Genomic DNA, 26,372 nt, shown 5'->3' with positions numbered 1-26,372 from the left:
GCAGGCCTACGGATCCACGGGATTCACAGGGTCTACGGGTCTACGGGTCTACGGGTCTACGGGGACTGTTCCGGGAACGGCGGGGGTGCGGCCCCCGGTTCCGCGGCCAGGCTCCGCTCCAGCCGGGCGATCGCGGCCCGTACGCCGTTCCCGTACCCGTCGTCGGCCAGCACGCCGGTGGCGGCGCGGGCCCGCGCCAGGTGGACCCGGGCCGCCTCCGGCCGCCGCAGTTTCACGTAGTCGGCGGCCAGGCTGAGGTGCAGGGACGGGTAGAACACGCGCATCGCCTGATGCGGCTCCTGCTGCGCGGGCCGCCCGTCCCGGGGCGGCCCGGTCCCGGGTCCGTCACCCTGGACGTCGGCGGCGGCGGTCAGGGCCCGGAGGTCCCAGGCCAGCTCGTCGGCCGGATCGTCCTGGGCGTCGGCCATGTAGTGGGCCAGCGTGCACCGGTGCAGCGAGTCGCCCTCCTCGCCGATCTCGGCCCAGATGTCGCCGAGCCGATTGCGGGCCTCCTCACGGTCCCCGGCGTGCAGCAGGATGACCGCCTGGCCGATCCTGGTCATGACGGCGTCCTCCGACGCCTCCTGCTGCTCCGTCACGGCGGCCTCCGGCTTGCTCTGCCAGACCTGCTCCGGTCTGATCATCAAGAAGCTAGCCGGAGGCACCGGCAATGGCGCCGAGGCGCGGGGGGACGTCAGCCGAGGTTCGGGATCCGCCAGTCGATCGGCTCATGTCCCTGGGCGGCGATGGCCTCGTTGATCTGCGTGAAGGGCCGGGACCCGAAGAACTTCTTGGCCGACAGCGGGGAGGGGTGGGCGCCCTTGACGACCACGTGCCGCTCCTCGTCGATCAGCGGGAGCTTCTTCTGTGCGTAGGCGCCCCAGAGGACGAAGACGGCCGGGTCGGGACGCTCGGACACCGCGCGGATCACGGCGTCGGTGAACTTCTCCCAGCCCTTGCCCTTGTGCGAATTGGGCTCGGCCTCCCGGACCGTGAGCACCGCGTTGAGCAGCAGGACACCCTGCTCGGCCCACGGCATCAGGTACCCGTTGTCCGGGATCGGCAGGTCGAGCTCCTCCTTCATCTCCTTGTAGATGTTGCGCAGCGACGGCGGGGTCTTGACCCCCGGCTGCACGGAGAAGCAGAGGCCGTGGCCCTGGCCGGCGCCGTGGTACGGGTCCTGGCCGAGGACGAGCACCTTCACCCGGTCGAAGGGCGTGGCCTCCAGGGCCGCGAACACCTGCTCGCGGGGCGGGTAGACCGGCCCGTTCGCCCGTTCCTTCTCGACGAACTCGGTGAGCTCTTTGAAGTAGGGCTGGTCCAGCTCCCCGCCGAGGACGGGGAGCCAGGACTCGGGCAGCATCTGGGTCACGGCGACAACCTCCGGTACAAGTTCGGTGCAACTGCTCAAGAACCTACCGGGGCCCACTGACAACGCGTCGGCCGCCCGGTAACTGCCCGGGCGGCCGACGCGTCGATGCCGTGGCTACCAGCTGGTCTTGCGGTACAGCTCCCACATCTGCATGGCGGTCTGCGGGTCCAGCGCCCGCTCGGCGCCCGCGATGTCCTCGCGTGCGGCGACGTACAGCTTGCCCTGCCACAGGGGCAGCAGCCGGACGTCCTCGGCGAAGATCTGCTGCGCCCGCTCGAACTCCTGGACGCCGGCCGAGCGGTCGCCCTCGCGGCGGGACTTGGGCAGCAGGTCGGTCAGGATCTCGGCCGGCTCGTACGGGGTACCGACCGCGTTCTCCTTGCCGACGAACGGCGCGATGAAGTTGTCCGGGTCCGGGAAGTCGGGGAACCAGCCGCGGCCGAAGATCGGGTACTCACCGGTCTTGTAGCCGGCCTGGAAGGTCTTCCAGGGCTGACTGCGCAGGGTGATCTTGAAGAGCAGGCTCTCGTCGAGCTGCCGCTTGAGTTCGGTGAACTCGTCGGCGGTGGAGGAGCCGTACCGGTCGGTGGTGTACCAGAAGGTCAGCTCGACCGGCTGGGTGATCCCGGCGTCCTTGAGGATCTTCTTGGCCTTGGCGACGTCCGCGCCGCCGTACTTGTCGTAGAAGGGCGTCTTGTGGCCGACGACCCCCTTGGGAACCATCGAGTACAGCGGCTCGGCGGTGCCGTGGTAGACCTTGGAGACCAGGGCCCCGCGGTCGACGATCTGCGCGATCGCCTGGCGGACCGGGAGCTTGGCGACCGCCGGGTCCTTGGGGTTGAAGACCAGGTAGCGGATCTCGGCGCCGACGTTCTCGACGACCTGGACGCCCAGGTCGTGCGACGCGGGGGTCTGCAGGTCCGTGATCTCCGCGGCCGACAGGCCTCGGTAGGTGGCGTCGATCTCCTTCGCCTTCAGCGCGGCGACCATCTTCGGGGAGTCCGCGAAGTAGCGGATGGTCACCGCGCCGTTGCGGCGGTTGGCGAAGCCGGTGTAGCCGGGGTTCTTGGTGAGGACCGCCTCGGCGCCGTCCTTGTACGAGTCGAGCACGTACGGGCCGGAGCCGGTGATCTTGTCGCCCTCGCGGACCTTGTCGGCCGGGTAGTCCTTGGGCGCGACGAGCGAGGCGGCGGGCGAGCCGAGGACGTACGGGAAGGTGGCGTCCGAGGTGTTCAGGTGGAAGACGACGGTCAGCGCGTCCGGGGTCTCGATCTTGTCGAGGGTGCCGAAGAGCCCCTTGGGGCCGACGTTGGAGCCGATGGTCTTGATCCGGTCGAGGGAGTGCTTGACCGCCTTGGAGTCGAGCGGCTCTCCGTTGGAGAACTTCAGCCCCTTGCGCAGGGTGCAGCGGTAGGCCTGGCTCGCCGCGTCCGTGAACTCGCAGTTCTGGGCCGCGTCGGGCTGGGGCTTGCTGGAGCCCGTCGGGAAGGCCAGCAGGGTCTGGTAGACGTTCCGGTACAGCTCCCAGGAACCGTCCCACGCGGCCGCGGGATCGAGGGTGCTCGGTGCGCTCGTGGTACCGACAACGATCCTCTTCATATCGTTGCCGTCGTCCTCCGACAGCAGGCCGCATCCGGCGAGCAGGGATATGGACGCAAGGGCCGCAGTGATCTGCAGGCATCTGGTCCGGTTGAACACGTGCACGCTCCTCGATCAGCCAGGGGTGCGGCAGACCCTACCGCAGTGCCTCACGAATCCAATGGGGTGGTTTCGTGAGGCACTTGACCGGTTCCGTGCATATTCGTTATGCATTTACCTCCCTTCCGGAGGCAAATACGTCCGATTATCGGTCAGTGCACCCCGGCATTGAGGAACATCCCTCCGTCCACGACGAGAGTTTGCCCCGTGATCCATTCCGCTTGTGCAGATGTCAGGAACGCGGCCGCCCCGCCGATGTCCTCCGGGACCCCGAGCCGGCCGAGCGGGTAGGCCGCCGCCGCCTCCTGCTCCCGGCCCTCGTAGAGCGCCTGCGCGAACTTCGTCTTGACCACCGCGGGGGCGATCGCGTTGACCCGGACTCCGGGCGCCATCTCGTGCGCGAGCTGGAGGGTGAGGTTGACCATGGCGGCCTTGCTCATCCCGTAGGCGCCGATGAAGGGCGAGGCGGAGATGCCGGCGATCGAGGCGATGTTCACGATCGCACCGCCGTTGTCCTTCTGCCAGGCGTGCCAGGTCCGCTGGGCGAAGCCGAGCGCCGAGATCACATTGGTCTCGAACACCTTCCGCGCGACCCCGAGGTCCAGGTCCGCGATGGGCCCGAAGACCGGATTCGTGCCGGCGTTGTTCACCAGGAAGTCGACGCGGCCGAAGGCCTCCATCGTGCGCTCGACGGCGACGGCCTGGTGGGCCTCGTCGTGCGCCTTGCCGGCGACACCGATGACCCGGTCCGCGCCGAGCCGCTCGACGGCCTCCTTGAGGGCTTCCTCGCTGCGCCCGGTGATGCAGAGCCGGTCGCCCCGGGCGACCAGCGCCTCCGCCACGCCGTAGCCGATGCCCCGGCTCGCCCCGGTGATCAGAGCGACCTTGCCGCTGTCGATACCGCTGTACGTCATGTCGTACGCCCTGTCTCTGGTGGACTCGTCAGTTGAGCGGGCCGCCGGCCACGTACATGACCTGGCCGGAGACGAAGCCCGCGGCGTCGCCCGTGAAGAAGGCGATGGCGTTGGCGATGTCGTCCGGGCGGCCGACGCGCTGGACGGGGATCTGGGTGGCGGCGGCGGCCTGGAAGTCCTCGAAGCCCATGCCGACACGGGCGGCCGTCTGGGCGGTCATCTCGGTGACGATGAACCCGGGGGCGACGGCGTTGGCGGTGACGCCGAACTTGCCGAGCTCGATGGCCAGCGTCTTGGTGAAGCCCTGCAGACCGGCCTTGGCCGCGGAGTAGTTGACCTGGCCGCGGTTGCCGAGCGCCGAGCTGCTGGAGAGGTTCACGATGCGGCCGAACTGGGCCTCCACCATGTACTTCTGACAGGCCTTGGACATCAGGAAGGCACCGCGCAGGTGCACGTTCATGACCGTGTCCCAGTCGGTCTCGCTCATCTTGAAGAGCAGGTTGTCGCGGAGCACGCCCGCGTTGTTGACCAGGATGGTCGGGGCGCCCAGCTCGCTCGCGACGCGCGCGACGGCCGCCTCCACCTGCGCGCCGTCGGAGACGTCGCAGCCGACCGCCAGGGCCTTGCCGCCGGCCGCCGTGATGGCCTCGACGGCGTCCTTGCAGGCCGCCTCGTCGAGGTCGAGTACGGCGACGGCCCGACCCTCGGCGGCCAGGCGTACGGCGGTGGCCGCGCCGATGCCCCGGGCCGCCCCGGTCACGATCGCGACGCGCTGCTCGGTGGTGGACATGCTGGATCTCCTCGCCCTTGAGAGGCGGCCGCCCAGAGGTGAGCAACCGCTTAGTAGCTTCAGCTGAGGAGACGCTAGGAGCCCTGGCACCCGGTGTCAACGCCGCTCGACCGGCCCCGTCGGCGTTTGTGGCGCGGGGGGTTCGGGGGCGGGGCCCCCGAACCCCCTCAGCGGACCAGCAGGTCCAGGAGCCGCTCCACCTCCGCGGCCGGGTCGGCCGTGAGGCCGGTGTGCACCGGCCCCGGCTGCACCACGGTGCTGCGCGGCGCGATCAGCCAGCGGAACCGCCGCCCCGCGTCGTCCCCCGCCGCCTGCCCCGCCTCGGCCCCGCCGCTGCACACGCCCTCGACCCCGCGCAGGGCGGCCCGTACCCCGGCCACGTCGGCCCCGGGATCCAGCGCGAGGAGCTTCGCCTCGTCGAGGTGGATGCGCGCGGCGACGTACGTGTGCGCCCGGCAGTAGACGATCACGCCGGCGTTGAAGCACTCGCCCCGTTCCATCCGGGGCACCACGCGCACCAGCGCGTACTCGAACACGTCCCGCTTGGTCACTCGCTGTCGCTCTTCTTCTGGTGGGTCTTGTGGGGCCATTCCGGCAGGTGGTCGGTGAGCCAGCCGGGAGGTCCGGCGGGTGCCTTCACCTCGGCCTCCATGGAGATCCTCTCGTGGATCGTGGCCGCACGCGGGAGCAACGCCTCCACATAGGCGCGGCGCAGCGCGTCGGTGGAGTCGAAGCCGGGCTCGTCGACCAGCCACTCGTCGGGGACGTCGGCCGCGACCTCCATGAGCAGTTCCTCGGTCACCAGCGGCGCGAGCGCGGCGGCCGCGGCGGCGATGTCCGGGCCCACGGGGGCCAGTACGTGGTCGGAGGCGTTGTAGGGCTTGGCGGCAGCGGCCGCGGCGGTGGGCCAGTTGTGGTGCCAGATCATGGTGGCACCGTGGTCGATGAGCCAGACGTCCCCGTGCCAGACGAGCATGTTCGGGTTGCGCCAGGACCGGTCGACGTTGTTGATGAGGGCGTCGAACCAGACCACGCGCCCCGCCTCGACCGGGTCCACCTGGTACGCCAGCGGGTCGAAGCCGATCGAGCCGGGCAGGTAGTCCATACCGAGGTTGAGCCCGCCGCTGGCCTTGAGCAGCTCCTGGACCTCCTGGTCGGGCTCGCCGAGCCCGATGACGGGGTCGAGCTGCATCTGCACCAACCGCGGGACCCTCAGCCCCAGCCGCTGGGCCAGGCGGCCGCAGATGACCTCGGCGACCAGGGTCTTGCGGCCCTGGCCGGCTCCGGTGAATTTCATGACGTAGGTACCGAGGTCGTCGGCCTCGACGATTCCCGGGAGCGAGCCGCCCTCACGCAGGGGCGTGACATAACGGGTCGCGATCACTTCGGACAGCATCCGCCCAGGTTACGGGGGTCAGGTCGCGGGAGCCCACTGCATAAGCAGTTCCTCGGCGGTGGTGACGGACGCCACCAGCGCGAGGGAGTTGCGGATCACCTCGGCGGCGCAGGAGGCGGGCACCCCGGCGATGGCATCGGCGGGGACCACCACCCGGTAGCCGAGGTTGACGGCGTCGAAGACGGTGTTCGGGATGGCGATGTTCGAGGAGACCCCGGTGACGACGAGGGTGCGGATGCCGAGATTGCGCAGCAGGGCGTCCAGGTCGGTGCCGGCCATCGGGGAGAGGCCGTGCAGCCGGCGCACCACCAGGTCCTGCTCGGCCACCGTGATGGGGGCGGCGACCTCCACCGCGGGGCTCCCGGTCAGCTGGCGCACCGGCAGCCTGCCGGCGGCCCGGAACAGCCGTGCGTTGGCGTTCGCCCCGCGTCCGTCCGGCCGCCGTTCGGCGACGGCGTGCAGCACCTGTACGCCGGCCCCGCGTGCGGCGTCGACCAGCGCGGCCACCCGCGCCAGCATCCCGGAGTCCCGGGCCTCCTTGGCGAGCTCGGGCAGCGCGCTCTCCTCGCCCACCACACCGTTCTGGCACTCGACGGTGAGCAGCGCGGTGGTGGCGGGATCGAGATCCGGCATGGCTCCCCCTGGCGTGGCGACGGAAGAGCCCTCATGATTCCTGACACACAGTCAGATGTGAAGGGGCGCGGGACGGATGGACGAGACTCAGCGGCGGGGCCGCCGCATCATGATGAGCGACACGGAAGTGGACGCGTTCCTGCGCGAGCAGCGGACCTGCCGGGTGGCGACGGTCTCCCCCGACGGGCGCCCGCACGTGGGCGCCCTGTGGTTCGCATGGGACGGCAGCTCGCTGTGGCTGTACTCGATCACGCGCAGCCGGCGCTGGTCCGACCTGCGGGGGGACCCGCGGATCTCGGTGGTCGTGGACGCGGGCGAGTCCTACGACGAGCTGCGCGGCGTGGAGCTGTCCGGCAGCGCCGTCTTCGTGGGCGAGGCCCCGCGCACGGGCGAGCCGTGCCCCGAACTGGCCGAGGCCGAACGGATCTTCCCGGTCAAGAACTTCGGGATCGAGGAGATGCCGCACGACGGTCGGCACGCCTGGATCCGCCTCACGCCCGAGTCGGTGGTCTCCTGGGACTTCCGCAAGCTGTAGGGCGCGAGAGCCCGACGGGGAGGGGTACAGGTACGGGGACGGAGGGGTACGGGAACGGGGGGGTACGGGCCGTCAGCGGAGCCCTGCGGCCGCCTGCTGCAGGCTGTCGACGGCGGCCCGGATGGAGGGCCGCCGGTCGGCGTCCGCGCGCCAGACCGCGTACACGTGGCGGCGCACGCTGTCGCAGACGGGCAGCAGCCGCACCCCCGACGGCACCGGGCCGCGGCCCAGCTTCGGCGCCACGCACACGCCGAGTCCGGCCTCCACGAAGGCCAGCTGGGTGTGGTGCTCCTCGGCGATGTGGGCGATGCGCGGCTCGATGCCCGTGCCGCGCAGGGTGAAGACCAGCCACTCGTGGCAGAACTGCCCCTCGTTCCAGGAGATCCAGTCGTCCTCGCCGAACTCGGCGAGGGAGATTCCGGAGGGAGCGGCGCTCCCCGTCCGGTCGGCCAGCCGATGGCCGGCCGGGACCGCGATGTCGACGGTGTCGTCCAGCAGATGGGTCCGGGTGAGCTCGGCGGGTACCGGCATCCGCTTGTTGTGCCAGTCGATCGCCAGCGCCAGGTCGAGGTCCCCGCGCACGACGGCCGCCATGCTCTCCTCGGGCTCCTGCTCGCGCACCCGGACCCGCAGCTCCGGATGTGCGGTGCGGAGCGCCGCCAGGGCCTGCGGCAGCAGGCCGCGCATGGCGGTCGGGAAGGCGCCGATCCGCAACTCGCCCACGGCGCAGCCCCGCTGGGCCTCGACGTCGGCCTGGGCGAGCTCCACCTGGGAGATGATCCGGGCGGCGTGATCGGCGAGCAGCCGCCCGGCGTCGGTGAGCCTGACCCCGCGCCCGTTCCTGGCCAGCAGCGGCTGGCCGACCTCGCGCTCCAGCTTGGCCATCTGCTGGGACACGGCGGAGGTGGTGACGTGGAGACCGTCGGCCGCGCCGCTGACCGAGCCGTGCCGTGCGAGGGCGTCGAGGGTGCGCAGGCGCTCCAGGTTCAACATGTAAGCAATGCTACGGCTTCACCGAGAGAAACTCTCGCTTGTCCTACGAAGTTGATACGAGCACAGTAAGGGGCATGAGCGTACCGACCACCCCCGGGCCGGCCCTCCCGGGCTCCGCCCCGACCACACCCCCGACCGCCACCGCCACGACGGCGACCGCCACCGCCGCCCCGACCCGGCCCCGCCGGGGCGGCCTCCTCGACTGGCGGGTCCGGTTCGCGATCCTCTCCGTCATCTGGGGCTTCAGCTTCCTCCTGATCAAGGTCGGCACGGAGGCCTACGCGCCCTTCCAGGTGGCACTGGGCCGGGTCCTGTTCGGCGCGCTCGCCCTGCTCACCGTGCTGCTGGTCCGCCGCGAGCCGCTCCCCCGGGGGCTGCACACCTGGGGCCACCTGAGCGTGGCGGCGCTCCTGCTCAACACCGCCCCCTTCTCGCTCTTCGCGTACGCGGAGCTGAGCATCCCCTCCAGCCTGGCCGGCATCTGCAACGCCACCTCGCCTCTGTGGGGCATGGCGCTGTCGCTGGTCGCCCTGTCCGAGGACCGCCCCACCCGTCGCCGCTTCGCCGGACTGGGCCTGGGCTTCCTCGGCGTGCTCACCGTGCTCGGCGCCTGGCAGGGCTTCTCCGGTGTCGACGCCAAGGGCACCGCCTTCGCCCTGCTGGCCTCGCTCTGCTACCCCATCGGCTGGATCTACGTCCGCCGCACGCTGGCCGGGACCCCGGGCTCGCCGGTGGCCCTGACCGGCGGCCAGCTCATGATCTCCACGCTCCAGCTCGCGCTCGTCAGCGCCCTGTTCACCTCGGCGCCGAGCTCCTTCCCGCTCTGGCCGACCCTGTCGGTGATCGCGCTGGGCGCCCTCGGCACGGGCATGGCGCTGCAGATGCAGTACGGGCTGGTGACGGAGGTCGGACCGACCACCGCCCAGATGGTCACCTACTTCATCCCGGTGATCGCCACCACGGCGGGCGTCCTGGTCCTCGGCGAGCAGCTCCACTGGAACACCCCCGTCGGCGCCGCGATCGTGCTGGCGGGCGCGGCCCTCACCCAGACCCGCCCCGGGGCCCGCAGACCCGCCTGAACCGTCCTGACGACCTCCGGGCGATCACCCTGCCGGATCCCGCGGCCCGGCCGACCCGACCCGCCCCGGATCGGCCCCCAGGTCCTGTCGCCAGGACGGGACCGGGCCGCACGAGCCGGGTCGGCCCTGCCGAGCCGCGTGGGCCGACCCGGCCCCCGCGCCCGGCCCGGCCCCGAGGTCCGGCTCAGTCGTAGCGCACGCCCGCCGCCCCCACACTGGCCGCCGCGGCCACCGCGTCCGCCAGGCCGGGCACCTCGGCGACCGACAGCTGCGAGACCGTCAGCCGTACCCCCGGCCCCGCCTCGACCCGGAAGACGGCCCCGGGGGACACCGCCCATCCGGCGGCGAGCAGCCGGGTCACCACCACCGTCTCGTCGACCACCGGCACCCAGACGTTCAGGCCGCTGCGCCCGTGCGCCGCGACCCCCCGCTCCCGCAGCGCCTCGACCAGCGCGTCGCGCCGCTGTGCGTACGAGCGGGCCACCGCCGTCCGGTCCACCGCGCCCGAGGTCCACAGCTCCACCACCGCGTATTGGATGATCCGGCTCACCCAGCCCGGCCCCAGCCGCTGACGGCCCCGCAGCCGGTCCAGCGTGACCGCGTCGCCGGTCAGCACCGCGAGCCGCAGGTCCGGCCCGTACGCCTTCGCGGTGGACCGCACCAGCACCCAGTGCCGGGTGACCCCGCCCAGCGGGTGCAACGGCAGGTCGACGATCCCGTGGCCGTGGTCGTCCTCGATCAGCAGGACCTCGGGGTGCTGCGCCAGCAGGGCCCGCAGCTCCCGCGCCCGCTCGGCACCGACCGCGGCCCCGGTCGGGTTCTGCGCCCGCGCGGTCACGATCAGGGCCCGCGCACCGGCGGCCAGCGCCCGGGCCACGGCGTCGACCCGCGGCCCGTCGTCGTCCACGGCCACCGGCAGCACGCGCAGCCCGAGCGCCGGGACCAGGTCCAGCGCCCCGCCCCACCCCGGGTCCTCCACGGCCACCGCGTCGCCCGCCCGCAGGTGGGCGGCGAGTACCCGTTCGATCCCGTCCAACGCACCCGAGGTGACCGCCACCGGCCCCGGCGGCACCCCGTCGGAGTCGAAGTCGGCCCGGGCCAGCCCGGCGAGCTCAGGGGCGACCGGGCCGGCTCCGTAGAGGGTCGGCGCCTGCGCGTACCGCCGTGCGGCCGCCGCCAGCGGTCCGTCGAGCGCGGGAAGCAGCGACACGTCCGGATTGCCCTCGGCGAGGTCCCGTACGCCCTCCGGAACCACCATCCGCAGCGCGTCGCGCGGCGTGCTCGACGGGCGGGACCGCACCCTGCTGCCGCGTCGCCCGTCGGTTTCGATGACCCCGCGCTCGCGCAGGGTCCGGTAGGCGGCGGCCACGGTGTTGGGGTTCACCCCCAGATCGCCCGCCAGCTCCCGCATGGGCGGCAGCAATGAACCGGGCGGGAGCGCGCCCGAAGCCACGCCCGCCTCCACTCCGGCGGCGATATCCGCTGCGCGGCGCCCCGTGATCCGATAGTCTCCTAGCACAAACAACAGTATGCACTAGTGCAATGGAGTCGGCACTATGACCGCCACGCCTGCCACGGAAACGCCCGGGACGACGGAAGGGACCGAGAGGCCCGAGTCCACCGGAAGCTACGAGCCCACCGCCCTCACCGTCCCCAGCCGCTCCCGCGACCGGGCGCGCTACGACCGCGAGACGGTGCACTCGATACTCGACGAGGCCTACATCTGCCACCTCGGCTTCGTCCGCGACGGCGCACCCGTGGTCCTGCCCACGCTGTTCGCCCGGGTCGGTGAATCGCTCTACATGCACGGCTCCACCGGCTCCCGCCCGCTGCTCGCGGCCGGCCGTACGGACCCGGGGCTCCCCGTCTGCGTGACCGTGACCCACGTCGACGGACTGGTTCTGGCCCGCTCGGCCTTCCACCACTCGCTCAACTACCGCTCGGTGGTCGTGCACGGCACCGCCCACCAGGTCACCGACGAGGCCGAGTGCCGGACGGCGCTGGACGCCATGGTCGACTCCGTCGCCCCGGGCCGCTCCGGGGACATCCGGCCCGCCAACGCCAAGGAGCTCGCCGCCACCGCGGTGATCCGGGTGGACCTGACCGAGGTGTCCGCGAAGCTCCGCACCGGCCCGACCAACGACGACGCCGAGGACCTGGGCCTGCCGCACTGGGCGGGTGTGATCCCGGTGGCCCCGGTGTACGGAACCCCGGTGCCCGCCGCGGACCTGGACCCCGGCATCGCCCTCCCGGACTACCTCGCCGCGCTCTGAGGGGTCCGCCGCACGGAGGTGGGCGCCGCGCTGACCGGCTGCCGGGACTCCGCCGCGATGAGCGCGCCCACCGCCGTCAGCAGCAGTACGGTGCCCAGCACCACGGCGCCGGTCAGCCGCTCCCCGAGGACCAGGACGGCGATGACCGCCGCACTCACCGGCTCGATCAGCATGATCACCGACACGGTCGCGGCCCGCACGGCGGCGGCTCCGGTGAAGTAGAGGGCGTACGCCAGCGCCGTCGGCACGGTGGCCACGTACACCAGCAGCCACAGCACCCGGCCGAGATCGGCGGTGTGCGGCAGCAGCCCCTCCACCGCGGCGAGCGGCAGCAGGCACACCGCGCCCACCGCGACCGACCAGGCGGTGGTCACCAGCGGGTCACCGCCGGCTCCGCGCTGCCCGAGCCACCGGGCCCGCAGGGTCATCCCCGCGTACCCCGCGGCCGACAGCAGCGCCCAGCCGACACCGAGCGGGCGCACCTCACCGCCGCCGCTGCCCAGCACGAGTACCGCCAGGCCCGCCAGCGCGCCGACGACGGCGAGCCCGCCGCCGAGGCCGAGCCGCTCGCCCATCCAGGAGCGGGCGCCCAGCGCGATGATCACGGGCCCGGCGCCGAGGGTGACCACGGTGCCCACGGCGAGACCGGTGTCCCGCACGGCGGCGAAGTACGCGGCCTGGAAGACGGTGAACAGCAGCCCGGTCACGATCAGCGAACCCGTCGAGGGCCGCACCCGGGACGGGCCGGGGCGGGACCGCAAGCGGGACCGCGACCGCGACCCGCGTACGGCGAGCACGGCGAGCAGCACCGCGAGCCCGCCCGCGCACCGCCAGAAGGACAGGGCGAGCGGGCCGAGGTCACTGGCCAGGAAGAGCAGGGAGGCGGCCGCCCCGGCGGTGCCCCAGGCGGCTCCGGCGACGACGAGGTACAGCAGACTGCGCCCGGCAGCGGGCGAATGGTTCGACACGAGATGTCTCCGCGCATGCGTGAAGGATGAAAGAAGCAGGTCATCGCTTCGCGGGCAGCACGGACCCGCCGGGGGCTCCCCGGCCGGGTACCTGACGTGGTGGCGCCGCCCGCGCTAGGCGGCGGGAGGCGGAAGCACGGTCGAATGCATGATCGCCACCCTAGGCCGTGGTCGTCTCGCGGTCCAGCACGGCCGGCTGGAGCTCGGCCGGCGGGGCCGGCCGGGAGGACTGGGCGATGAAGGCGCCGCCGAGCACCAGACCGCCGCCGACGATCTGCCAGGTCGAGAGGTGCTCGCCGAGCAGGATCCAGGCGAACACGGTGGCGACGACCGCCTCCAGGAAGGCCACCACTCCCGCGACCTGGGGCGAGAGCCTGCGCACCGAGACCACACCGGTCAGGTAGGCGAAGACGGTCGCGACCAGCACCACCCACGCGAGCAGGAAGGGCGCGGGCACCGAGGTGGCGCCCACCAGGGCCTGACCGCCCAGCACCTGCCAGTCCATCTCCCACGGCCGGGCGATCACCGTCATCACCAGGGCGCCGACGAGCATGCCGTACGCGATGACCCCCAGCGGGTCGGGGGCGTCGTCCCCGTCGGCGCCCTGGTCGGCGAAGACGAAGTAGAAGGCCTGGCAGCAGGCGGCGGCGAGGCCGAAGAGCACACCGAGCAGGTCCAGGCTCAGCCCGGCCCAGATCTCGACCACGCAGGCCAGGCCGACGACGGCGACGGCCGCGCCCGCGGCGGCGCCGCGCGTCACGGGCTTGCGCTGCACGAAGCGGATGTAGCCGAGCAGCAGCGCCGGGCCCAGGTACTCCAGGAGCAGGGCCACGCCGACCGGGATCCGGGACAGGGAGGCGAAGTAGAAGGCCTGTACACCCGCGACGGCGATCAGCCCGAAGCCGGCGAGCAGTGCGGGCCTGCGCAGGACGAGGTCGCGGTGGCGCCAGGCCAGCGGTGACAGCACGAGCGCTGCCCCGGCCACCCTGAGCCAGACCATGTGGAGGGGGTCCAGACCCGCCTCGATCAGCGGCTTCGCCGCTACACCGGAACCACCGAACGCGAACGCCGAGACGAGGGCGAGGCCCAGTCCGGCATTTCTCCCTGACGCTTGCATCCGGCCATCATGACAGGGCCGGTCAGCACCGTCACGGGGATGACACCTGTTGAGACGGAGTCGAGATCACGCCCCGCCGGCCCCCATCATTTCTGACAGGTCGTCAGTATTGAATGTTCCGCCCGCCGGGGCTACCTTCCGCCGCACGTACCCGACGAGAAGGGGTGGTCGCATGGCAGAAGTCACCGCGGAATCACGCATCGAGGCGTCCGCCGCGCAGCTCTGGTCCCAGCTGACGGACTGGGACGCGTACGGGCAGTGGAGCATGACCCACACGAACTTCCCCGCGGGCGGACCCGAGACCCTCGCGGTCGGGGCCACCTTCGCGGAGAACATGAAGATGATGGGCTTCCCGGCCGAGGTCCTCTGGACGGTCTCGGAGCTGGAGGCCGAGCGGCTCTTCGCCATCACCGGCAAGGGGCCGATGGGCGTGGCCGTCCTGACCCGGTACACCCTGGTCCCGGACGGCGAGGCCACCACGGTCCGCATCGACGGCGAGTTCACCGGGGCCGCCGTCTCCCTGATGGCGGGCAAGCTCAAGGACTCGGCCACCGCCGCGCTCAACGAGTCGCTGCGCAAACTGGCCGGCCTGGTCATCTGACCCTCCCGCCACCCGGTACGCGCGCCACCCACGCCGTACGCGAGGACGCGCCCCGCGAGAGGAACTCGCGGGGCGCGTCGCCGCCCGTCGGGCCGACCGGGCTCAGTGCTCGTCGGCCAGGATCAGGTAGAGCTTCTTGCGGGCGTCATTGATGACGACGAGCGCCTTCTCGCGCTGCTCGGGCGAGCCGGTCTTGAAGACCTGCCCGAAGGCCTCCATCAGGCCGACGCCGGCCGTCCGGACCTCCTGCATCGCCTCGAAGTCGAAGCCGCGCCCGGCATCCGCCCAGGGGGCGTCCGGACCCGACTCGGCCTCGGCGCGGCCCGTGTCGGTCAGCGTGAACAGCTTCTTGCCGCCCTCGCTCGCGTTGGTGATGAGCCCCTCGTCCTCGAGCAGCTGCAGGGTCGGGTACACCGACCCCGGGCTGGGCTTCCAGGCCCCGCCGCTGCGCTCGCCGATCTCCTGGATCATCTCGTAGCCGTGCATCGGCCGGTCGGCGAGCAGCGCCAGGATCGAGGCGCGCACATCGCCGCGCCGGGCCCGGCCGCGCGGTCCGCCGCGTCCGCCGCGGCCACCGAAGGGGCCTCCGCCGAAGGGCGGCCCGAACGGGCCGAAGGCGGCGCGCCGCCCCTTGAAACCCTCCCGACGATCGGGCCCGCAGTGGTCGTGGCCCCGTCCGTGGTCATGTCCGTGGTCGTGTCCGTGCTGTCCGTGTGAACGCATGACTGCGCTCCTTTCGTCACGTTGTGGTTGCTTCATCGGTTGTCCGATGACTCCACTATCGGCGACTGCTCGCGACCTGTCAACGATATATCGGAACGCATCGCCGACAGTCGAATGATCCGAGCTCGACCCGTCCCCGGCCCGACCGGCGGCACACCGAACCGACCGGGCCAGTCATCCCGGATTGGCCTTTGTCGATGATCAAGAAACCGCCCTACGGTCGTGCCATGCGCATCCGAATCGTCGACGCCTTCACCGACCGCCCGTTCCACGGGAACCCCGCGGCAGTCCTGCTCCTCGACGCCGCGTTCCCCCCGGACGCCTGGCTCCAGCAGGTCGCCTGCGAGATGAACCTCTCCGAGACCGCCTTCGCCCATCCCCTGCCGCCCGGCGGGGACGCCGACTGGGCGCTGCGCTGGTTCACCCCGGCCGCCGAGGTCGACATGTGCGGACACGCCACCCTGGCCACCGCCCACGTACTGGCCACCGGCGGACTCGCCACCGGACTCATCCGCTTCTCCGCGCGCTGCGGCATCCTCACCGCCGAGGCGGCCGAGGACGGCACGATCACGATGGACTTCCCGACGTCCTCACTGAACCCGGTGCCGGCACCGGCCGCCGTGGACCACGCCCTCGGTGGGCCGCCGATCCTCTCCGTGCACGACACCGCCGACCACATCGGCGACCTCGTCGTCGAGCTCGCCGACGAGAAGACCGTCCGCGAGCTGGAGCCGGACCACGCCGCCCTGCGCGCCTTCGCCCGGCGCGGGGTGATCGTCACCGCACCGGCCGAGGATCCCTCGCTCGGGTACGACTTCGTCTCCCGCGGCTTCTTCCCGGCCTTCGGGATCGACGAGGACCCGGTCACCGGGAGCGCCCACACCGCGCTCGCCCCGTTCTGGGCGCAGCGCCTGGGACGCACCGAGCTGACCGGCCTCCAGGGCGGCGCGCGGCGCGGTCTCGTACGGGTGACCCTGGCGGGCGACCGGACCCTGCTGACGGGCCGGGCCGTCACCGTCGTCGACGGTGAGCTCCTCGCACCGGCGCCCACGGCCGCCCCCGGACAGTGAGCACGGACGGACGGGCCGACGAGGTCGCGCCCGGTCAGCCCGTATCCGGGCCCTCGCGTTCCTCCTCGTCGTGCCGCCGCTGCCGCTCCGTGGCCGCCCACGCGGCCGAGTCGATCCGCGAGGGGCGACCCGCCTCGGGTTCGGACACGTCCAGGTAGACCGCCCACGCCCACAGGCCGACCGCCAGCACGAGGAAACTGAACGTCACGCCGAGCAGGGCCTCGACGTCATCGGGCTGGGCCGTCTCGTCCTCCGCCCCGAAGAATTCCGGAGGACCGCCGACGAGGATGCTCACCCACCACGCGAAGGCCGCGTTGAAGGCGAGGAAGGAGATCCAGTACAGAACGCGTACGGCCTTGGCCGGGCGACCGCGGAGCGTGCGCAGCAGGAGCAGGCGCCGCAGCGTCCCCGGCCGCCCCTCGCCCCGCGCGGCCGCCTCCGCCTCGTAGCTGCGTACCGACGCGTAGCACTCGTCCAGCCAGCGTCCCGGCTCCGGGTCGGGGGTGACGTCGGTCGGTGCCAGCTTCTTGGCCTCGATCCAGCCGGTGATGAACTGGACCTCCATCTGGGCCTTCTCCAGGCGCCGACGGAAGTGGTGGTCGGCGCTCCGCTTCTCGCGGCGGTCCTTGACGATGAGGGTGGCCCCGCCCACCAGGCCGGAGACCACGGGCACGAGCAGCGGCGCGAAGGACACCAGCGACTCCGCACCAGCCACCCTGAACGCCTCCTCGCCCGATTCCGACGAAGCCTTCCCTCCAGCGTCGCACCACCCGTGGCGGCCGCCACCGCTCCGCGCGGCCGATCGGGTGACCCCGCGCCGGATCACGGCGTGGGCAGCCAGCCCACCTTGCCCGCGAGCAGGGCGTACCCGCCGAAGGCCACGAGGTCGAGCAGCGCATGCGCGGCGACGAGCGGTCCCACCCGGCCCCAGCGCCGGTAGGCGAGGACGAAGACGACGCCCATCACCATGTTGCCGATGAAGCCGCCGATCCCCTGGTAGAGGTGATAGGAGCCGCGCAGCACCGAGCTGGCCAGCAGGGCGGACGTCGGCGACCAGCCCAGCCGGCCGAGCCGGCGCAGCAGGTAGGCCAGCACGATGACCTCCTCCACCACGGCGTTCTGCAGCGCGGAGAGGATCAGTACGGGGAACTTCCACCACACGTCGGGCAGCGCCTCGGGCACCACCGTGAGGTTGAATCCGGCAGCGCGTGCCCCCAGGTAGAAGGCCAGCCCGGCGCTGCCGATCCCGGCCGCGACGAGAGCGCCCCGGCCCAGGTCCCACCAGGGCCGGGTGCGGTCGAAGCCCAGCACCCGCAGGCCGGGGGCGCCCTCACGGGTCAGCAGGTGCGCCACCAGGAGTACGGGCACCAGGGCGCTCGCGATGCCGAACAGCTGCCAGGCCAGGTCCAGCCAGGGCCGGCCCGGCGCGTACGAGCCGTTGAGCGTGGCCGCCTGGTCCTTGAGGCCGCCCGGCTTGGTGAGCGAGCCGAGGAAGCTGATCAGCGCCGAGACCCCGCTCGCCCCCAGCGACAGCGCGAGGACGAGCAGTGTCTCGGTGCGCAGGAGCCCCCGCCGCCCGTCCTCGCTCAGCCCCACGAACACCGGCTCCGGCTCCGCCCGCACGCCCGACTCCGTCCTGCCATCCCATTGCGACCACCCCCATACTGCCCCCTCGGGGGACCGGGGGGATCACTGCGGGGGCGTCACCGGGACGACCGGTCGTCGCCGGGCACGCGGCGGACGGGTTCCGGAGCGGATCAGCGCACGACCGGCACCGAGGCGGCCACCTCCTCCGTCGGCCCGACCGGCCAGGTGTGCACGGGATCGCCCTTGTGCATCAGCTCGGTGTACCTGCGGGTCGTCGCGGCCAGTGCCTCGTCCCGCTCCAGCCCGCCCGCGAGCGCCCGGTGGTAGGTGTCCACCTGCCAGGTCGCCCCGTTCACCCGGCGCCGGCAGCGCTCCTCGATGATGCCGAGGTAGTGGTCCCGGTCCGCGGGCTCGATGCCCCAGGCATCCAGCCCGGCCGCCGCCATCGGCAGCAGCTCGTCCAGGACCAGCCGCACGGCGGGCACACTGGCCAGCCCCCCGGCCCGGCCCCGGCGCGGCCACCGCAGCCGCGCGTCGATCCCGTACCGGCAGGCGGCGTCGAAGTTCGCCTCCGCCTCGGCGAAGGGCAGCCGGGTCCACACCGGGCGCGGTTCGTCCGCGAGGGTGCGTACCAGCCCGTAGTAGAAGGCGGCGTTGGCGACGACGTCGGCGACCGTCGGCCCGGCCGGCAGCACCCGGTTCTCCACCCGCAGGTGCGGCACCCCGTCAGCGACCCCGTAGACGGGCCGGTTCCACCGGTAGACGGTGCCGTTGTGCAGGACCAGCTCCTGCAGCCGCGGGACCCCGCCCTCGGCGAGCACCCGCAGCGGTTCCTCCTCGTCGCATATCGGCAACAGGGCGGGGAAGTAGCGGACGTTCTCGGCGAAGAGCTCGTACGCCGAGTCCACCCACCGCTCCCCGAACCAGGTGCGCGGCCGTACGCCCTGCGCCTGGAGCTCGGGCGGCCGGGTGTCGGTGGCCTGCGTGAACAGCGGCGGGCGCGACTCCCGCCACAGCTCACGCCCGAACAGGAAGGGCGAGTTGGCGCCGACGGCTATCTGTGCGGCGGCCACCACCTGCGCCGCGTTCCACACTGCCGGGAACCGGGCCGGGGTCACCTGCAGATGCAGTTGTACGGAGGTGCAGGCGGCCTCCGGAACGATCGACCCGGAGGTCCAGATGAGCCGTTCGACGCCGTCGATGTCGAGCGTGAAGTCCTCCCCGCGCATCATCAGGATCTGCTCGTTGAGCAGGGAGTAGCGGTCCACCGCCGAGAGGTTGGCGGTGACCAGGTCCGCGCGGGAGATCGTCGGCAGGATGCCGATCATCACCACTCCGGCGTCGATCTCCGCGGCCTGCCGGTGGGCATAGCCCAGTCCGGCGCTGAGTTCCTCGGCGAGCTGGTCGAATACCCGTCCGCCGAGCCGGTGCGGAAGGACGTTCACCTCCAGATTGAACATTCCCAGTTCGGTCTGAAAATCCGGGCTCGCAATCCGCTCCAGCACCTGGGCATTCACCATTCTCGGCAACCCGTCGGCACCCGCGAGATTCAGCTCGATCTCCAGTCCCATCATGTTCTTCGGGCGATCGAACCTCTTCTCCGCCAAGAGCCGCTCCAGTCCCTCCAGACACTCGTGGAGCTTCCTTCGATACCGCTGCCGATCGGACAGGTCGAATCCGCCTGCCACGACCTTCTCCCCCATCGAAGCGTCCCTCCTCGAGTGGGCCTGGCCCGTGACACCCAGGCGCGCGTTACGGTCGATGATGCCCCGGCAGCGTGATCCATAACGCGCGGGGGGCGTGCGTGGCGAGGAGCGCGCGCCGGTTTGGCCGAAGGGCGCTTCGGCACATTCACCTGGCAAGTCGCGTGATGCAAATTCCGCTCCGACTTTGCCTTGTTCGGATAACCGATGCTTTCCAGCCGAGCCCCCGTCCGGTAACCTCCGAGGTCAGCGCGACATGTTCGCGCGCATCCGGCATGAATGCCATGTCAGCGGGTCCGGTAGTCGCCTTGTCGGCAATAGGCGGGACAGCTAGCCGAAACACTGCGTGAACACATGTCGTATAAACTCCGCAAACGAGGCAGAGAGTTGGCGCGCGGCCATTGCCCCTCGGCCCCCCTCTGGCCCCAGAATGCGAGTCCGCACCTGCCCCCGTTCCACCGGTCTCCCAAGTGAGAGGCGACCCACCATGCCGCTGCATGTCCCTCCGGCTCCCGCGCCCGCCCTGCGCAGCGTCCTCGCGGCACTCGGTTCCCCCACCGCCGTCCACGAGGCGCACACCCCGGCCCTGCGCGCGATCCAGGGGCCGCTGACCGCCGAACTCCCCCTCCCGGTCCACGTCCTCGACCGGCTGGGCATGTCCAACCTCGCGGCCGGCGGCAGGCCGCCCCGCACGCGGCTCACCGGCTGGCGGTTCCTGATCCGCAGCGGGGACCGCTACGTCGCGGCGGCCGACACCCGGCTGACCGCCGACGGCTGGGTCTTCTCCCACTTCTTCGAGGGACCCTACGTCACCGCCACCGAACGCGCCCTGCGCCAGGCGGAGTCCCTCACCACCGGCTACCAGCCGCGCCTGCTGTCGGTCCCGGAGCTCTACATGCTGACCCTGTGGCTGCACGGGGCGGTGGGTGCCGACGCCGCCGCCGGGCTGCCGGCCGGCGAGGACCTGCTGGTGCCGCTCGCCCCGGCCCCGCCCGGCATCGCCCCGTACCGGCCGCACCCGGTCTCCGAGCTGCTGCCCGTACTGACCCGCCGGCTGACCCCGGCGCCGGCACCCACCCCTCCCACACTGGCCGCACCCGCCGCCTGACCCGAATCACCCATCCGGCCTAGTCCACCCGGGTCACTTGCGAACCATCCGAAATGACAGGGGAGTTGGCCTGAACCGCCCGCACGAGTGATGCGTCATCAATCTGTGAGGACAGCTGCCGGGAAATCCCTGCGAAGCGGCTGTCATGGGGGAACACTGATGACACGCTCCCCGCGGGTGCGGGGATGACCCAGGGGGACGGCCATGAACCACGCTTCGAGCCGTAGCACACAGACCACGACGCAGCGAAAGAACGCATCCATGTGCCAGCACCAGCCAGCCTGCCCGTCAGCCGAATCCGCCGACCGGGAGGCCGCGCGCCCGGTGGCCAACCACCCGGAGCAGGGCTGGAGCCTGCTGTGCAATGGCGTCCTGCTCTTCGAGGACACCGGTGAACTTCTGCCGGACGGCCAGATCATCGCCCCGCACCGACCGCTCGCGGCGGCGTAGGCGATCAGGCGGCCGGTGCGGCCGACCGACGCGGCAACGACGAAGGGGCCGGTCCGGGAGAGACTCCCGGACCGGCCCCTTGTTCATGTCAGGCGTCCTTCATGTCAGGCGTCGTACTCGTCCAGCGGCGGGCAGGAGCACACCAGGTTCCGGTCGCCGAACGCACCGTCGATGCGGCGCACCGGCGGCCAGTACTTCTCGGCGGCCGTGACCCCGCCCGGGAAGACGGCCTCGTCCCGGGTGTAGGCGTGGTTCCACTCGCCGCCCAGCGCCGCCGCGGTGTGCGGGGCGTTGGCGAGCGGGTTGTCGTCCGCCGGCCACTCACCGCCCGCGACCCGCTCGATCTCGCCGCGAATGGCGATCATCGCATCGCAGAAGCGGTCGATCTCGGCGAGGTCCTCGGACTCCGTCGGCTCGATCATCAGCGTGCCGGCGACCGGGAAGGACATGGTCGGCGCGTGGAAGCCGTAGTCGATCAGACGCTTGGCGATGTCGTCCACGCTCACGCCCGTGGCCTTCGACAGCGGGCGCAGGTCGATGATGCACTCGTGCGCGACCAGGTTGCCCGGGCCGGTGTAGAGCACCGGGTAGTGCGGCTCCAGGCGCTTGGCGATGTAGTTGGCGCCGAGCACCGCCACCTGGGTGGCGCGCTTGAGGCCCTCGCCGCCCATGAGGCGCACGTACGACCACGAGATCGGCAGGATGCCCGCCGAACCCCACGGAGCGGCCGAGATCGGACCGACGCCCGTCTCCGGGCCCGCGGTCGGCTGGAGCGGGTGGTTCGGCAGGTACGGGGCCAGGTGGGCCCGGACACCGACCGGGCCCACGCCCGGACCGCCGCCGCCGTGCGGGATGCAGAAGGTCTTGTGCAGGTTCAGGTGCGAGACGTCGCCGCCGAAGTGACCCGGCTTGGCGAGGCCCACCAGGGCGTTGAGGTTGGCGCCGTCGACGTAGACCTGGCCGCCGGCCTCGTGCACCTGGGCGCAGATGTCGGCGACGTGCTCCTCGAACACACCGTGCGTGGAGGGGTACGTGATCATCAGCACGGCGAGCTCGTCACGGTGCTGCTCGATCTTGGCGCGCAGGTCGGCCGCGTCCACCTCGCCGTCGTCGGCGGTCTTGACGACGACGACCTTCATGCCGGCCATCACGGCGCTGGCGGCGTTGGTGCCGTGCGCGGAGGACGGGATCAGGCAGACGGTGCGCTGCTCGTCGCCGTTGGCCCGGTGGTAGGCGCGCACGGCCAGCAGGCCGGCGAGCTCACCCTGGGAGCCGGCGTTCGGCTGGATGGAGACCTTGTCGTAGCCGGTCACCTCGCAGAGACGTTCCTCCAGCTCGTTGATGAGCGTGAGGTAGCCCTCGGCCTGCTCCACCGGGGCGAAGGGGTGCAGCTGACCGAATTCGGGCCAGGTCACCGGCTCCATCTCGGTGGTCGCGTTGAGCTTCATGGTGCAGGAGCCGAGCGGGATCATGCCGCGGTCCAGCGCGTAGTCCTTGTCCGAGAGCTTGCGCAGGTAGCGCAGCATCGCGGTCTCGGAGCGGTGCTGGTGGAAGACCGGGTGCGTCAGGTACGCGTCCGAGCGCAGCAGGCCCTCGGGCAGCGTGTCCGCCGTGGTCGCGTCGAGCGCCTCGATGTCGGCGGTGACACCGAAGGCGGCCCAGACGGCCTCGATGTCGGCGCGCAGGGTGGTCTCGTCACAGGCGACGGAGACGAGGTCGGCGTCCACCTGGAACAGGTTGACCCCGCCCTCGCGGGCGGCGGCGGCGACCTGGGCCGCACGGCCCGGGACGCGGGCGGTGATCGTGTCGAAGTACGAGCCGTGCACGATCTCGACCCCGCCGGCCGTCAGACCCGCGGCGAGCAGGGCGGCGTAGCGGTGGGTGCGGTTCGCGATCGTGCGCAGGCCGTCCGGGCCGTGGTAGACGGCGTACATGCCGGCCATGACGGCGAGCAGCACCTGCGCGGTACAGATGTTGCTGGTGGCCTTCTCACGGCGGATGTGCTGCTCACGGGTCTGCAGCGCCAGGCGGTACGCCTTGTTGCCGTCCGCGTCCACGGAGACGCCGACGAGGCGGCCGGGCAGCGAGCGGGCGTGCTTGTCCTGGACGGCCATGTAGCCGGCGTGCGGTCCGCCGAAGCCCATCGGGACGCCGAAGCGCTGGGTGGTGCCGACGGCGATGTCCGCGCCCAGGGCGCCCGGGGAGGTCAGCAGGGTCAGCGCGAGCAGGTCCGCGGACACGGCGACGATCGCGCCGAGGGCGTGCGCCTGGTCGATGACCGGCTTGATGTCCCGTACGGCACCGGAGGCGCCCGGGTACTGGACCAGCACGCCGTAGACGCCGCGCTCGGCGATCTCGGCCGGGAGGCCCTCGGACAGGTCGGCGACGACGACCTCGATGCCGATCGGCTCGGCGCGGGTCTCGATGACGGCGATGGTCTGCGGCAGGGCGTCGGCGTCGACCAGGAAGACGTTGCCCTTGGCCTTGCCCACGCGGCGGGCCAGCGTCATGGCCTCGGCGGCCGCGGTGCCCTCGTCGAGCAGCGAGGCGCCCGAGGTCGGCAGCCCGGTCAGGTCGGCGACGACCGTCTGGAAGTTCAGGAGGGCCTCGAGGCGGCCCTGGGAGATCTCCGGCTGGTACGGCGTGTACGCCGTGTACCAGGCCGGGTTCTCCATGACGTTGCGGAGGATCACCGGCGGCGTGAAGGTCCCGTAGTAGCCGAGACCGATCATCGGGGAGAGGACCTGGTTGCGGTCGGCGAGCGAGCGCAGCTCGGCCAGCACCTCGGCCTCGGTACGCGCCTCGGGCAGGTCGAGCGCCTCGGCGGTCTTGATCACATCCGGTACCGCGGCAGCGGTCAGTTCGTCCAGGGAGCCGTAGCCCACCTGGGCGAGCATCTTCGCCTGCGCCTCGGCATCCGGGCCGATGTGGCGCTGTTCGAAGGGGATGCCTCGCTCCAGCTGGGAGAGCGGAATGCGGTTGGCGGTCATGTACGGAGGCCTCCTGGTCGTATGACCTGCGAGGGGCACCACGGCGCTGGCACCCGGACGGCCTCCCCCTCTGTCATCTGCACCTGAGAGTTTCACCGGAGTCACGGGGGTCGCCCGATACGTCCGGCTTTCACCGTCGGTGAGGAGTGGGACCGGCACTGCGTACCCGGTACCCGCTCCTGCTTTCCAGAGTGGCCTCGTCCGTGCGGTACGTATGCCTGAGAGATTCCGGGGAGGATTTGCTCCTTCGGCGCCTCCGTCTCGTTCACTCGGAGGACTCTCCCGCACAGGGTCGACAGCCACTCACCAGCGTACCAGCGAGGTTCTGGCCCCTCCCCGAGTGGCCTCCGCTGCGGATATGCACTTCTGTAGTCATTACGGACCAGTTGCGACCTTTTGGAGGGACCGTGCAGACCGACATCGATCCGCGCAGCCTGATCGGCCGCAAGGCGTTCGACCGCAATGGCACCAAGATCGGCACGATCGACGAGGTCTACCTCGACGATGCCACAGGTGTGCCGGAATGGGCCGCGGTCCGGACCGGGCTCTTCAGCCGGGACGCCTTCGTCCCGCTGGAGCCGAGCGAGCTGGTGGGCGACACCCTCCGGGTGCCCTTCGAACGTGCCCTCATCAGGGACGCCCCGGACTTCGGCGTCGGGCGCCACCTCTCCCCCGAACAGGAGCTGCAGCTCTACCACCACTACGGCCTGGACACGACCCTCCCGTCCGACTTCCACCGCGACTTCGGCCACCTGGCGGGCGACGAGACCTAGGCCGTCTCTTTCGGATCTTGTCGGCCGAGCCCGCGGCGTCCGGTGCCGTGCATCGCAAGGCGGAGGGTCGTCCTTGTACTGGACGTACCGGGGCGGGCCCGACAACGCGGCGAGGTGCGGTGCCGGGCGTCGCGGGCCCGGCAAGATCCGAAAGAGACGGCCTAGGCCGTCTCCCCCACCAGCGGGAGCGGATCGGACGGCTCCAGTTCGGGGTCGTCCACCCGGAAGGTCCGCACCCGGCCGGGCTCCGATCCGGGCTGCTCGAACCGTACGGTCACCCGCCCGACCCCGCTGCCCTGCACCCATCCGGGCCCGTACACGGCATGCCGTACGTCGCTCCCGGCCGCCCAGCGCCGCTCGGGGGACGGCTCCGGCTCCCCGGGCGTCTCCGCGGCCTCCCGGGCCCCGGTGGCGCCCCCGGCCTCCGCCTCGGCGCCACCGGCCTCCGCGGCCGCCCCCTCCGCCCCCTCCGCCCCCTCCACCCGCTCCGCCCCGTCCGGCTCAGCGGCGAGCGACTGCGCGAACAGATCCTCCTGGGTGTAGTCCGCCAGCCCGGTCACCCCCACCCCCAGCAGTCGCACGCCGCCCGTGGTGTCCACGCCCTCCAGCAGCCGCGCCGCGGCCTCCCGCACCACCGCCGGGTCGTCCGTGGGCCCCCGCAGCGTCTCGGACCGCGTCAGCGTGGAGAAGTCGTACCGCCGCACCTTGAGCACGATCGTGCGCCCCGAGTGCCCCGAGCCCCGCAGCCGCTGCACGCACCGGTCGGCGAGCCGCTGCACCTCGCCGCGGATCCGGACCCGGTCGTGCAGGTCCACGTCGAAGGTGTCCTCGACCGACACCGACTTCGCGTCCCGCTCCGCGACGACCGGCCGGTCGTCCAGCCCCAGCGCCATCCGGTGCAGCCCGGCCCCGGCGGAGCGGCCGACCATCCGGACCAGCTCGTCCTCCCCCGCCTCCGCCAGCTCCCCCACGGTGGTGATCCCGGCCCGGCGCAGGTGCTCGCCCGTGGCCGGCCCCACGCCGGGCAGGGTACGTACCGACATCGGCGCGAGCAGCTCGCGCTCCGTCCCCGGCTCGATCAGCAGCAGTCCGGCCGGCTTGGCCTCCTCGGAGGCCACCTTGGCCAGCATCTTCGACCCGGCCAGCCCCACCGACCCGCTGAGCCCCGTGGCGGCCCGGATGTCGGCCCGCAGCCGCTCCCCCGTCTCCCGGGCGGTCCGCGAGTCGAAGGCGACCCCGCCCGCCTCCAGGTCCACGAAGGCCTCGTCCAGGCTCAACGGCTCCACCAGCGGCGACAGCTCCCGCAGCATGGCCATCACCACGTCGCTGACCTGCCGGTAGAGGCTGAAGCGGGGGATCAGGTACGCGCCGTTCGGGCACAGCCGTCTCGCCTGCCCCATCGGCATCGCCGAGTGCACGCCGAACCGCCTGGCCTCGTACGAGGCGGTGGCGACGACCCCGCGAGGCCCGAGCCCGCCGACAATGACGGCCTTCCCCTGCAGGCTGGGCTTCGACGCCTGCTCGACGGAGGCGTAGAAGGCATCCATGTCCAGATGCAGAATGGTCGGCGCGGCTCTCACAGCCCGATGCTGCCCTACG

General features: G+C 72.0%; 26 protein-coding genes and 1 riboswitch. Of the genes, 8 read left to right on the top strand and 18 right to left on the bottom strand.

Annotation, left to right across the window (positions count from 1 at the left end; translation table 11 throughout):
• Positions 1 to 56: 56 nt before the first annotated feature.
• The 8 genes from OG373_RS32155 to OG373_RS32120 form a co-directional block, all read right to left on the bottom strand.
• A complete protein-coding gene (locus tag OG373_RS32155; RefSeq protein WP_405444276.1) occupies positions 57 to 599 on the bottom strand; it encodes a hypothetical protein in 543 nt (180 codons plus the stop codon).
• Positions 600 to 694: 95 nt separating this feature from the next.
• Entirely contained in the window at positions 695 to 1,363 is a 669-nt protein-coding gene (locus OG373_RS32150; protein WP_030009790.1) for a uracil-DNA glycosylase, read from the bottom strand.
• Positions 1,364 to 1,486: 123 nt separating this feature from the next.
• The gene (locus OG373_RS32145; RefSeq protein WP_397734182.1) at positions 1,487 to 3,070 is read right to left on the bottom strand and encodes an ABC transporter substrate-binding protein; all 1,584 of its coding nucleotides are present in this window, start codon (positions 3,068 to 3,070) and stop codon (positions 1,487 to 1,489) included.
• Positions 3,071 to 3,222: 152 nt separating this feature from the next.
• Positions 3,223 to 3,984 carry an SDR family oxidoreductase gene (locus OG373_RS32140; protein ID WP_405441878.1) on the bottom strand — a complete coding sequence of 254 codons (762 nt, stop codon included), beginning with the start codon at positions 3,982 to 3,984 and terminating at the stop codon, positions 3,223 to 3,225.
• Positions 3,985 to 4,012: 28 nt separating this feature from the next.
• Positions 4,013 to 4,774 (bottom strand): 3-oxoacyl-ACP reductase FabG, encoded by a 762-nt coding sequence (fabG, locus tag OG373_RS32135; protein WP_405441877.1) that lies wholly within the window; start codon positions 4,772 to 4,774, stop codon positions 4,013 to 4,015.
• A 167-nt stretch (positions 4,775 to 4,941) separates the two neighbouring features.
• The gene (locus OG373_RS32130; RefSeq protein ID WP_405441875.1) at positions 4,942 to 5,325 is read right to left on the bottom strand and encodes a DUF3037 domain-containing protein; all 384 of its coding nucleotides are present in this window, start codon (positions 5,323 to 5,325) and stop codon (positions 4,942 to 4,944) included.
• Positions 5,322 to 6,170, bottom strand: coding sequence for a HipA family kinase (locus OG373_RS32125; RefSeq protein WP_405441873.1), 849 nt, complete (start codon positions 6,168 to 6,170; stop codon positions 5,322 to 5,324). The genes OG373_RS32130 and OG373_RS32125 overlap by 4 nt, the downstream gene beginning before the upstream one ends.
• 18 nt (positions 6,171 to 6,188) lie before the next feature.
• On the bottom strand, positions 6,189 to 6,803 hold the full coding sequence (locus OG373_RS32120) for a cysteine hydrolase (protein ID WP_405441872.1): 615 nt from the start codon (positions 6,801 to 6,803) through the stop codon (positions 6,189 to 6,191).
• Positions 6,804 to 6,879: 76 nt separating this feature from the next.
• Between OG373_RS32120 and OG373_RS32115 the strand changes: the two genes are divergently transcribed.
• Positions 6,880 to 7,338: a pyridoxamine 5'-phosphate oxidase family protein gene (locus OG373_RS32115; RefSeq protein WP_052873049.1), complete on the top strand. Its 459-nt coding sequence runs from the start codon at positions 6,880 to 6,882 to the stop codon at positions 7,336 to 7,338.
• 72 nt (positions 7,339 to 7,410) lie between these two features.
• On the opposite strand, the gene OG373_RS32110 is transcribed toward OG373_RS32115, so the two are convergent.
• The gene (locus OG373_RS32110; RefSeq protein ID WP_405441870.1) at positions 7,411 to 8,331 is read right to left on the bottom strand and encodes a LysR substrate-binding domain-containing protein; all 921 of its coding nucleotides are present in this window, start codon (positions 8,329 to 8,331) and stop codon (positions 7,411 to 7,413) included.
• Between the two features lie 74 nt (positions 8,332 to 8,405).
• Here OG373_RS32110 and OG373_RS32105 point away from each other — a divergent pair, with 74 nt between their 5' ends.
• Positions 8,406 to 9,410, top strand: coding sequence for a DMT family transporter (locus OG373_RS32105; RefSeq protein ID WP_405441868.1), 1,005 nt, complete (start codon positions 8,406 to 8,408; stop codon positions 9,408 to 9,410).
• A gap of 184 nt (positions 9,411 to 9,594) precedes the next feature.
• On the opposite strand, the gene OG373_RS32100 is transcribed toward OG373_RS32105, so the two are convergent.
• On the bottom strand, positions 9,595 to 10,929 hold the full coding sequence (locus OG373_RS32100) for an aminotransferase class I/II-fold pyridoxal phosphate-dependent enzyme (protein ID WP_405441867.1): 1,335 nt from the start codon (positions 10,927 to 10,929) through the stop codon (positions 9,595 to 9,597).
• A 37-nt stretch (positions 10,930 to 10,966) separates the two neighbouring features.
• Between OG373_RS32100 and OG373_RS32095 the strand changes: the two genes are divergently transcribed.
• Positions 10,967 to 11,683, top strand: a complete 717-nt coding sequence (locus OG373_RS32095) for a pyridoxamine 5'-phosphate oxidase family protein (RefSeq protein ID WP_405441866.1) — start codon at positions 10,967 to 10,969, stop codon at positions 11,681 to 11,683.
• On the opposite strand, the gene OG373_RS32090 is transcribed toward OG373_RS32095, so the two are convergent.
• Both OG373_RS32090 and OG373_RS32085 read right to left on the bottom strand, forming a co-directional pair.
• Positions 11,665 to 12,651 (bottom strand): DMT family transporter, encoded by a 987-nt coding sequence (locus tag OG373_RS32090; protein WP_405441864.1) that lies wholly within the window; start codon positions 12,649 to 12,651, stop codon positions 11,665 to 11,667. The genes OG373_RS32095 and OG373_RS32090 overlap by 19 nt on opposite strands.
• A 160-nt stretch (positions 12,652 to 12,811) precedes the next feature.
• Positions 12,812 to 13,768: an EamA family transporter gene (locus OG373_RS32085; RefSeq protein ID WP_405441862.1), complete on the bottom strand. Its 957-nt coding sequence runs from the start codon at positions 13,766 to 13,768 to the stop codon at positions 12,812 to 12,814.
• Between the two features lie 172 nt (positions 13,769 to 13,940).
• Here OG373_RS32085 and OG373_RS32080 point away from each other — a divergent pair, with 172 nt between their 5' ends.
• The gene (locus tag OG373_RS32080) at positions 13,941 to 14,369 is read left to right on the top strand and encodes an SRPBCC family protein (protein ID WP_405441861.1); all 429 of its coding nucleotides are present in this window, start codon (positions 13,941 to 13,943) and stop codon (positions 14,367 to 14,369) included.
• A gap of 102 nt (positions 14,370 to 14,471) precedes the next feature.
• On the opposite strand, the gene OG373_RS32075 is transcribed toward OG373_RS32080, so the two are convergent.
• On the bottom strand, positions 14,472 to 15,092 hold the full coding sequence (locus OG373_RS32075) for a PadR family transcriptional regulator (RefSeq protein WP_405441859.1): 621 nt from the start codon (positions 15,090 to 15,092) through the stop codon (positions 14,472 to 14,474).
• A 227-nt stretch (positions 15,093 to 15,319) separates the two neighbouring features.
• Between OG373_RS32075 and OG373_RS32070 the strand changes: the two genes are divergently transcribed.
• Positions 15,320 to 16,162, top strand: coding sequence for a PhzF family phenazine biosynthesis protein (locus OG373_RS32070; protein ID WP_405441857.1), 843 nt, complete (start codon positions 15,320 to 15,322; stop codon positions 16,160 to 16,162).
• A 34-nt stretch (positions 16,163 to 16,196) separates the two neighbouring features.
• On the opposite strand, the gene OG373_RS32065 is transcribed toward OG373_RS32070, so the two are convergent.
• The 3 genes from OG373_RS32065 to OG373_RS32055 all read right to left on the bottom strand — a co-directional run bounded on the left by OG373_RS32065 (position 16,197) and on the right by OG373_RS32055 (position 19,452).
• Entirely contained in the window at positions 16,197 to 16,877 is a 681-nt protein-coding gene (locus tag OG373_RS32065; RefSeq protein ID WP_405441855.1) for a hypothetical protein, read from the bottom strand.
• A 107-nt stretch (positions 16,878 to 16,984) separates the two neighbouring features.
• Positions 16,985 to 17,785, bottom strand: coding sequence for a CPBP family intramembrane glutamic endopeptidase (locus OG373_RS32060; RefSeq protein WP_405441854.1), 801 nt, complete (start codon positions 17,783 to 17,785; stop codon positions 16,985 to 16,987).
• A gap of 134 nt (positions 17,786 to 17,919) precedes the next feature.
• Entirely contained in the window at positions 17,920 to 19,452 is a 1,533-nt protein-coding gene (locus OG373_RS32055; protein ID WP_405441852.1) for a glutamate-cysteine ligase family protein, read from the bottom strand.
• 487 nt (positions 19,453 to 19,939) lie between these two features.
• Here OG373_RS32055 and OG373_RS32050 point away from each other — a divergent pair, with 487 nt between their 5' ends.
• Together OG373_RS32050 and OG373_RS32045 are read left to right on the top strand one after the other, a co-directional pair.
• The gene (locus tag OG373_RS32050; protein WP_030388120.1) at positions 19,940 to 20,560 is read left to right on the top strand and encodes a hypothetical protein; all 621 of its coding nucleotides are present in this window, start codon (positions 19,940 to 19,942) and stop codon (positions 20,558 to 20,560) included.
• A 261-nt stretch (positions 20,561 to 20,821) separates the two neighbouring features.
• Positions 20,822 to 21,010, top strand: a complete 189-nt coding sequence (locus tag OG373_RS32045; protein WP_030009772.1) for a DUF5999 family protein — start codon at positions 20,822 to 20,824, stop codon at positions 21,008 to 21,010.
• Positions 21,011 to 21,114: 104 nt separating this feature from the next.
• Here the strand turns inward: OG373_RS32045 and gcvP are convergent, their stop codons facing one another.
• Positions 21,115 to 24,000: an aminomethyl-transferring glycine dehydrogenase gene (gcvP, locus tag OG373_RS32040; protein WP_405441850.1), complete on the bottom strand. Its 2,886-nt coding sequence runs from the start codon at positions 23,998 to 24,000 to the stop codon at positions 21,115 to 21,117.
• Between the two features lie 196 nt (positions 24,001 to 24,196).
• Positions 24,197 to 24,295: riboswitch (glycine riboswitch) on the bottom strand.
• Positions 24,296 to 24,407: 112 nt separating this feature from the next.
• Here gcvP and OG373_RS32035 point away from each other — a divergent pair.
• On the top strand, positions 24,408 to 24,773 hold the full coding sequence (locus OG373_RS32035) for a PRC-barrel domain-containing protein (protein ID WP_397734144.1): 366 nt from the start codon (positions 24,408 to 24,410) through the stop codon (positions 24,771 to 24,773).
• Between the two features lie 161 nt (positions 24,774 to 24,934).
• On the opposite strand, the gene OG373_RS32030 is transcribed toward OG373_RS32035, so the two are convergent.
• Positions 24,935 to 26,353 carry a DNA polymerase IV gene (locus OG373_RS32030; RefSeq protein ID WP_405441848.1) on the bottom strand — a complete coding sequence of 473 codons (1,419 nt, stop codon included), beginning with the start codon at positions 26,351 to 26,353 and terminating at the stop codon, positions 24,935 to 24,937.
• Positions 26,354 to 26,372: the final 19 nt, after the last annotated feature.

It is taken from the genome of Streptomyces avidinii, from assembly GCF_045161815.1.
Classification (GTDB): Bacteria; Actinomycetota; Actinomycetes; order Streptomycetales; family Streptomycetaceae; genus Streptomyces; species Streptomyces avidinii.
The sequence above is the reverse complement of the archived record's forward strand: the minus strand, read 5'-3'. Positions and strand labels throughout refer to the sequence as shown.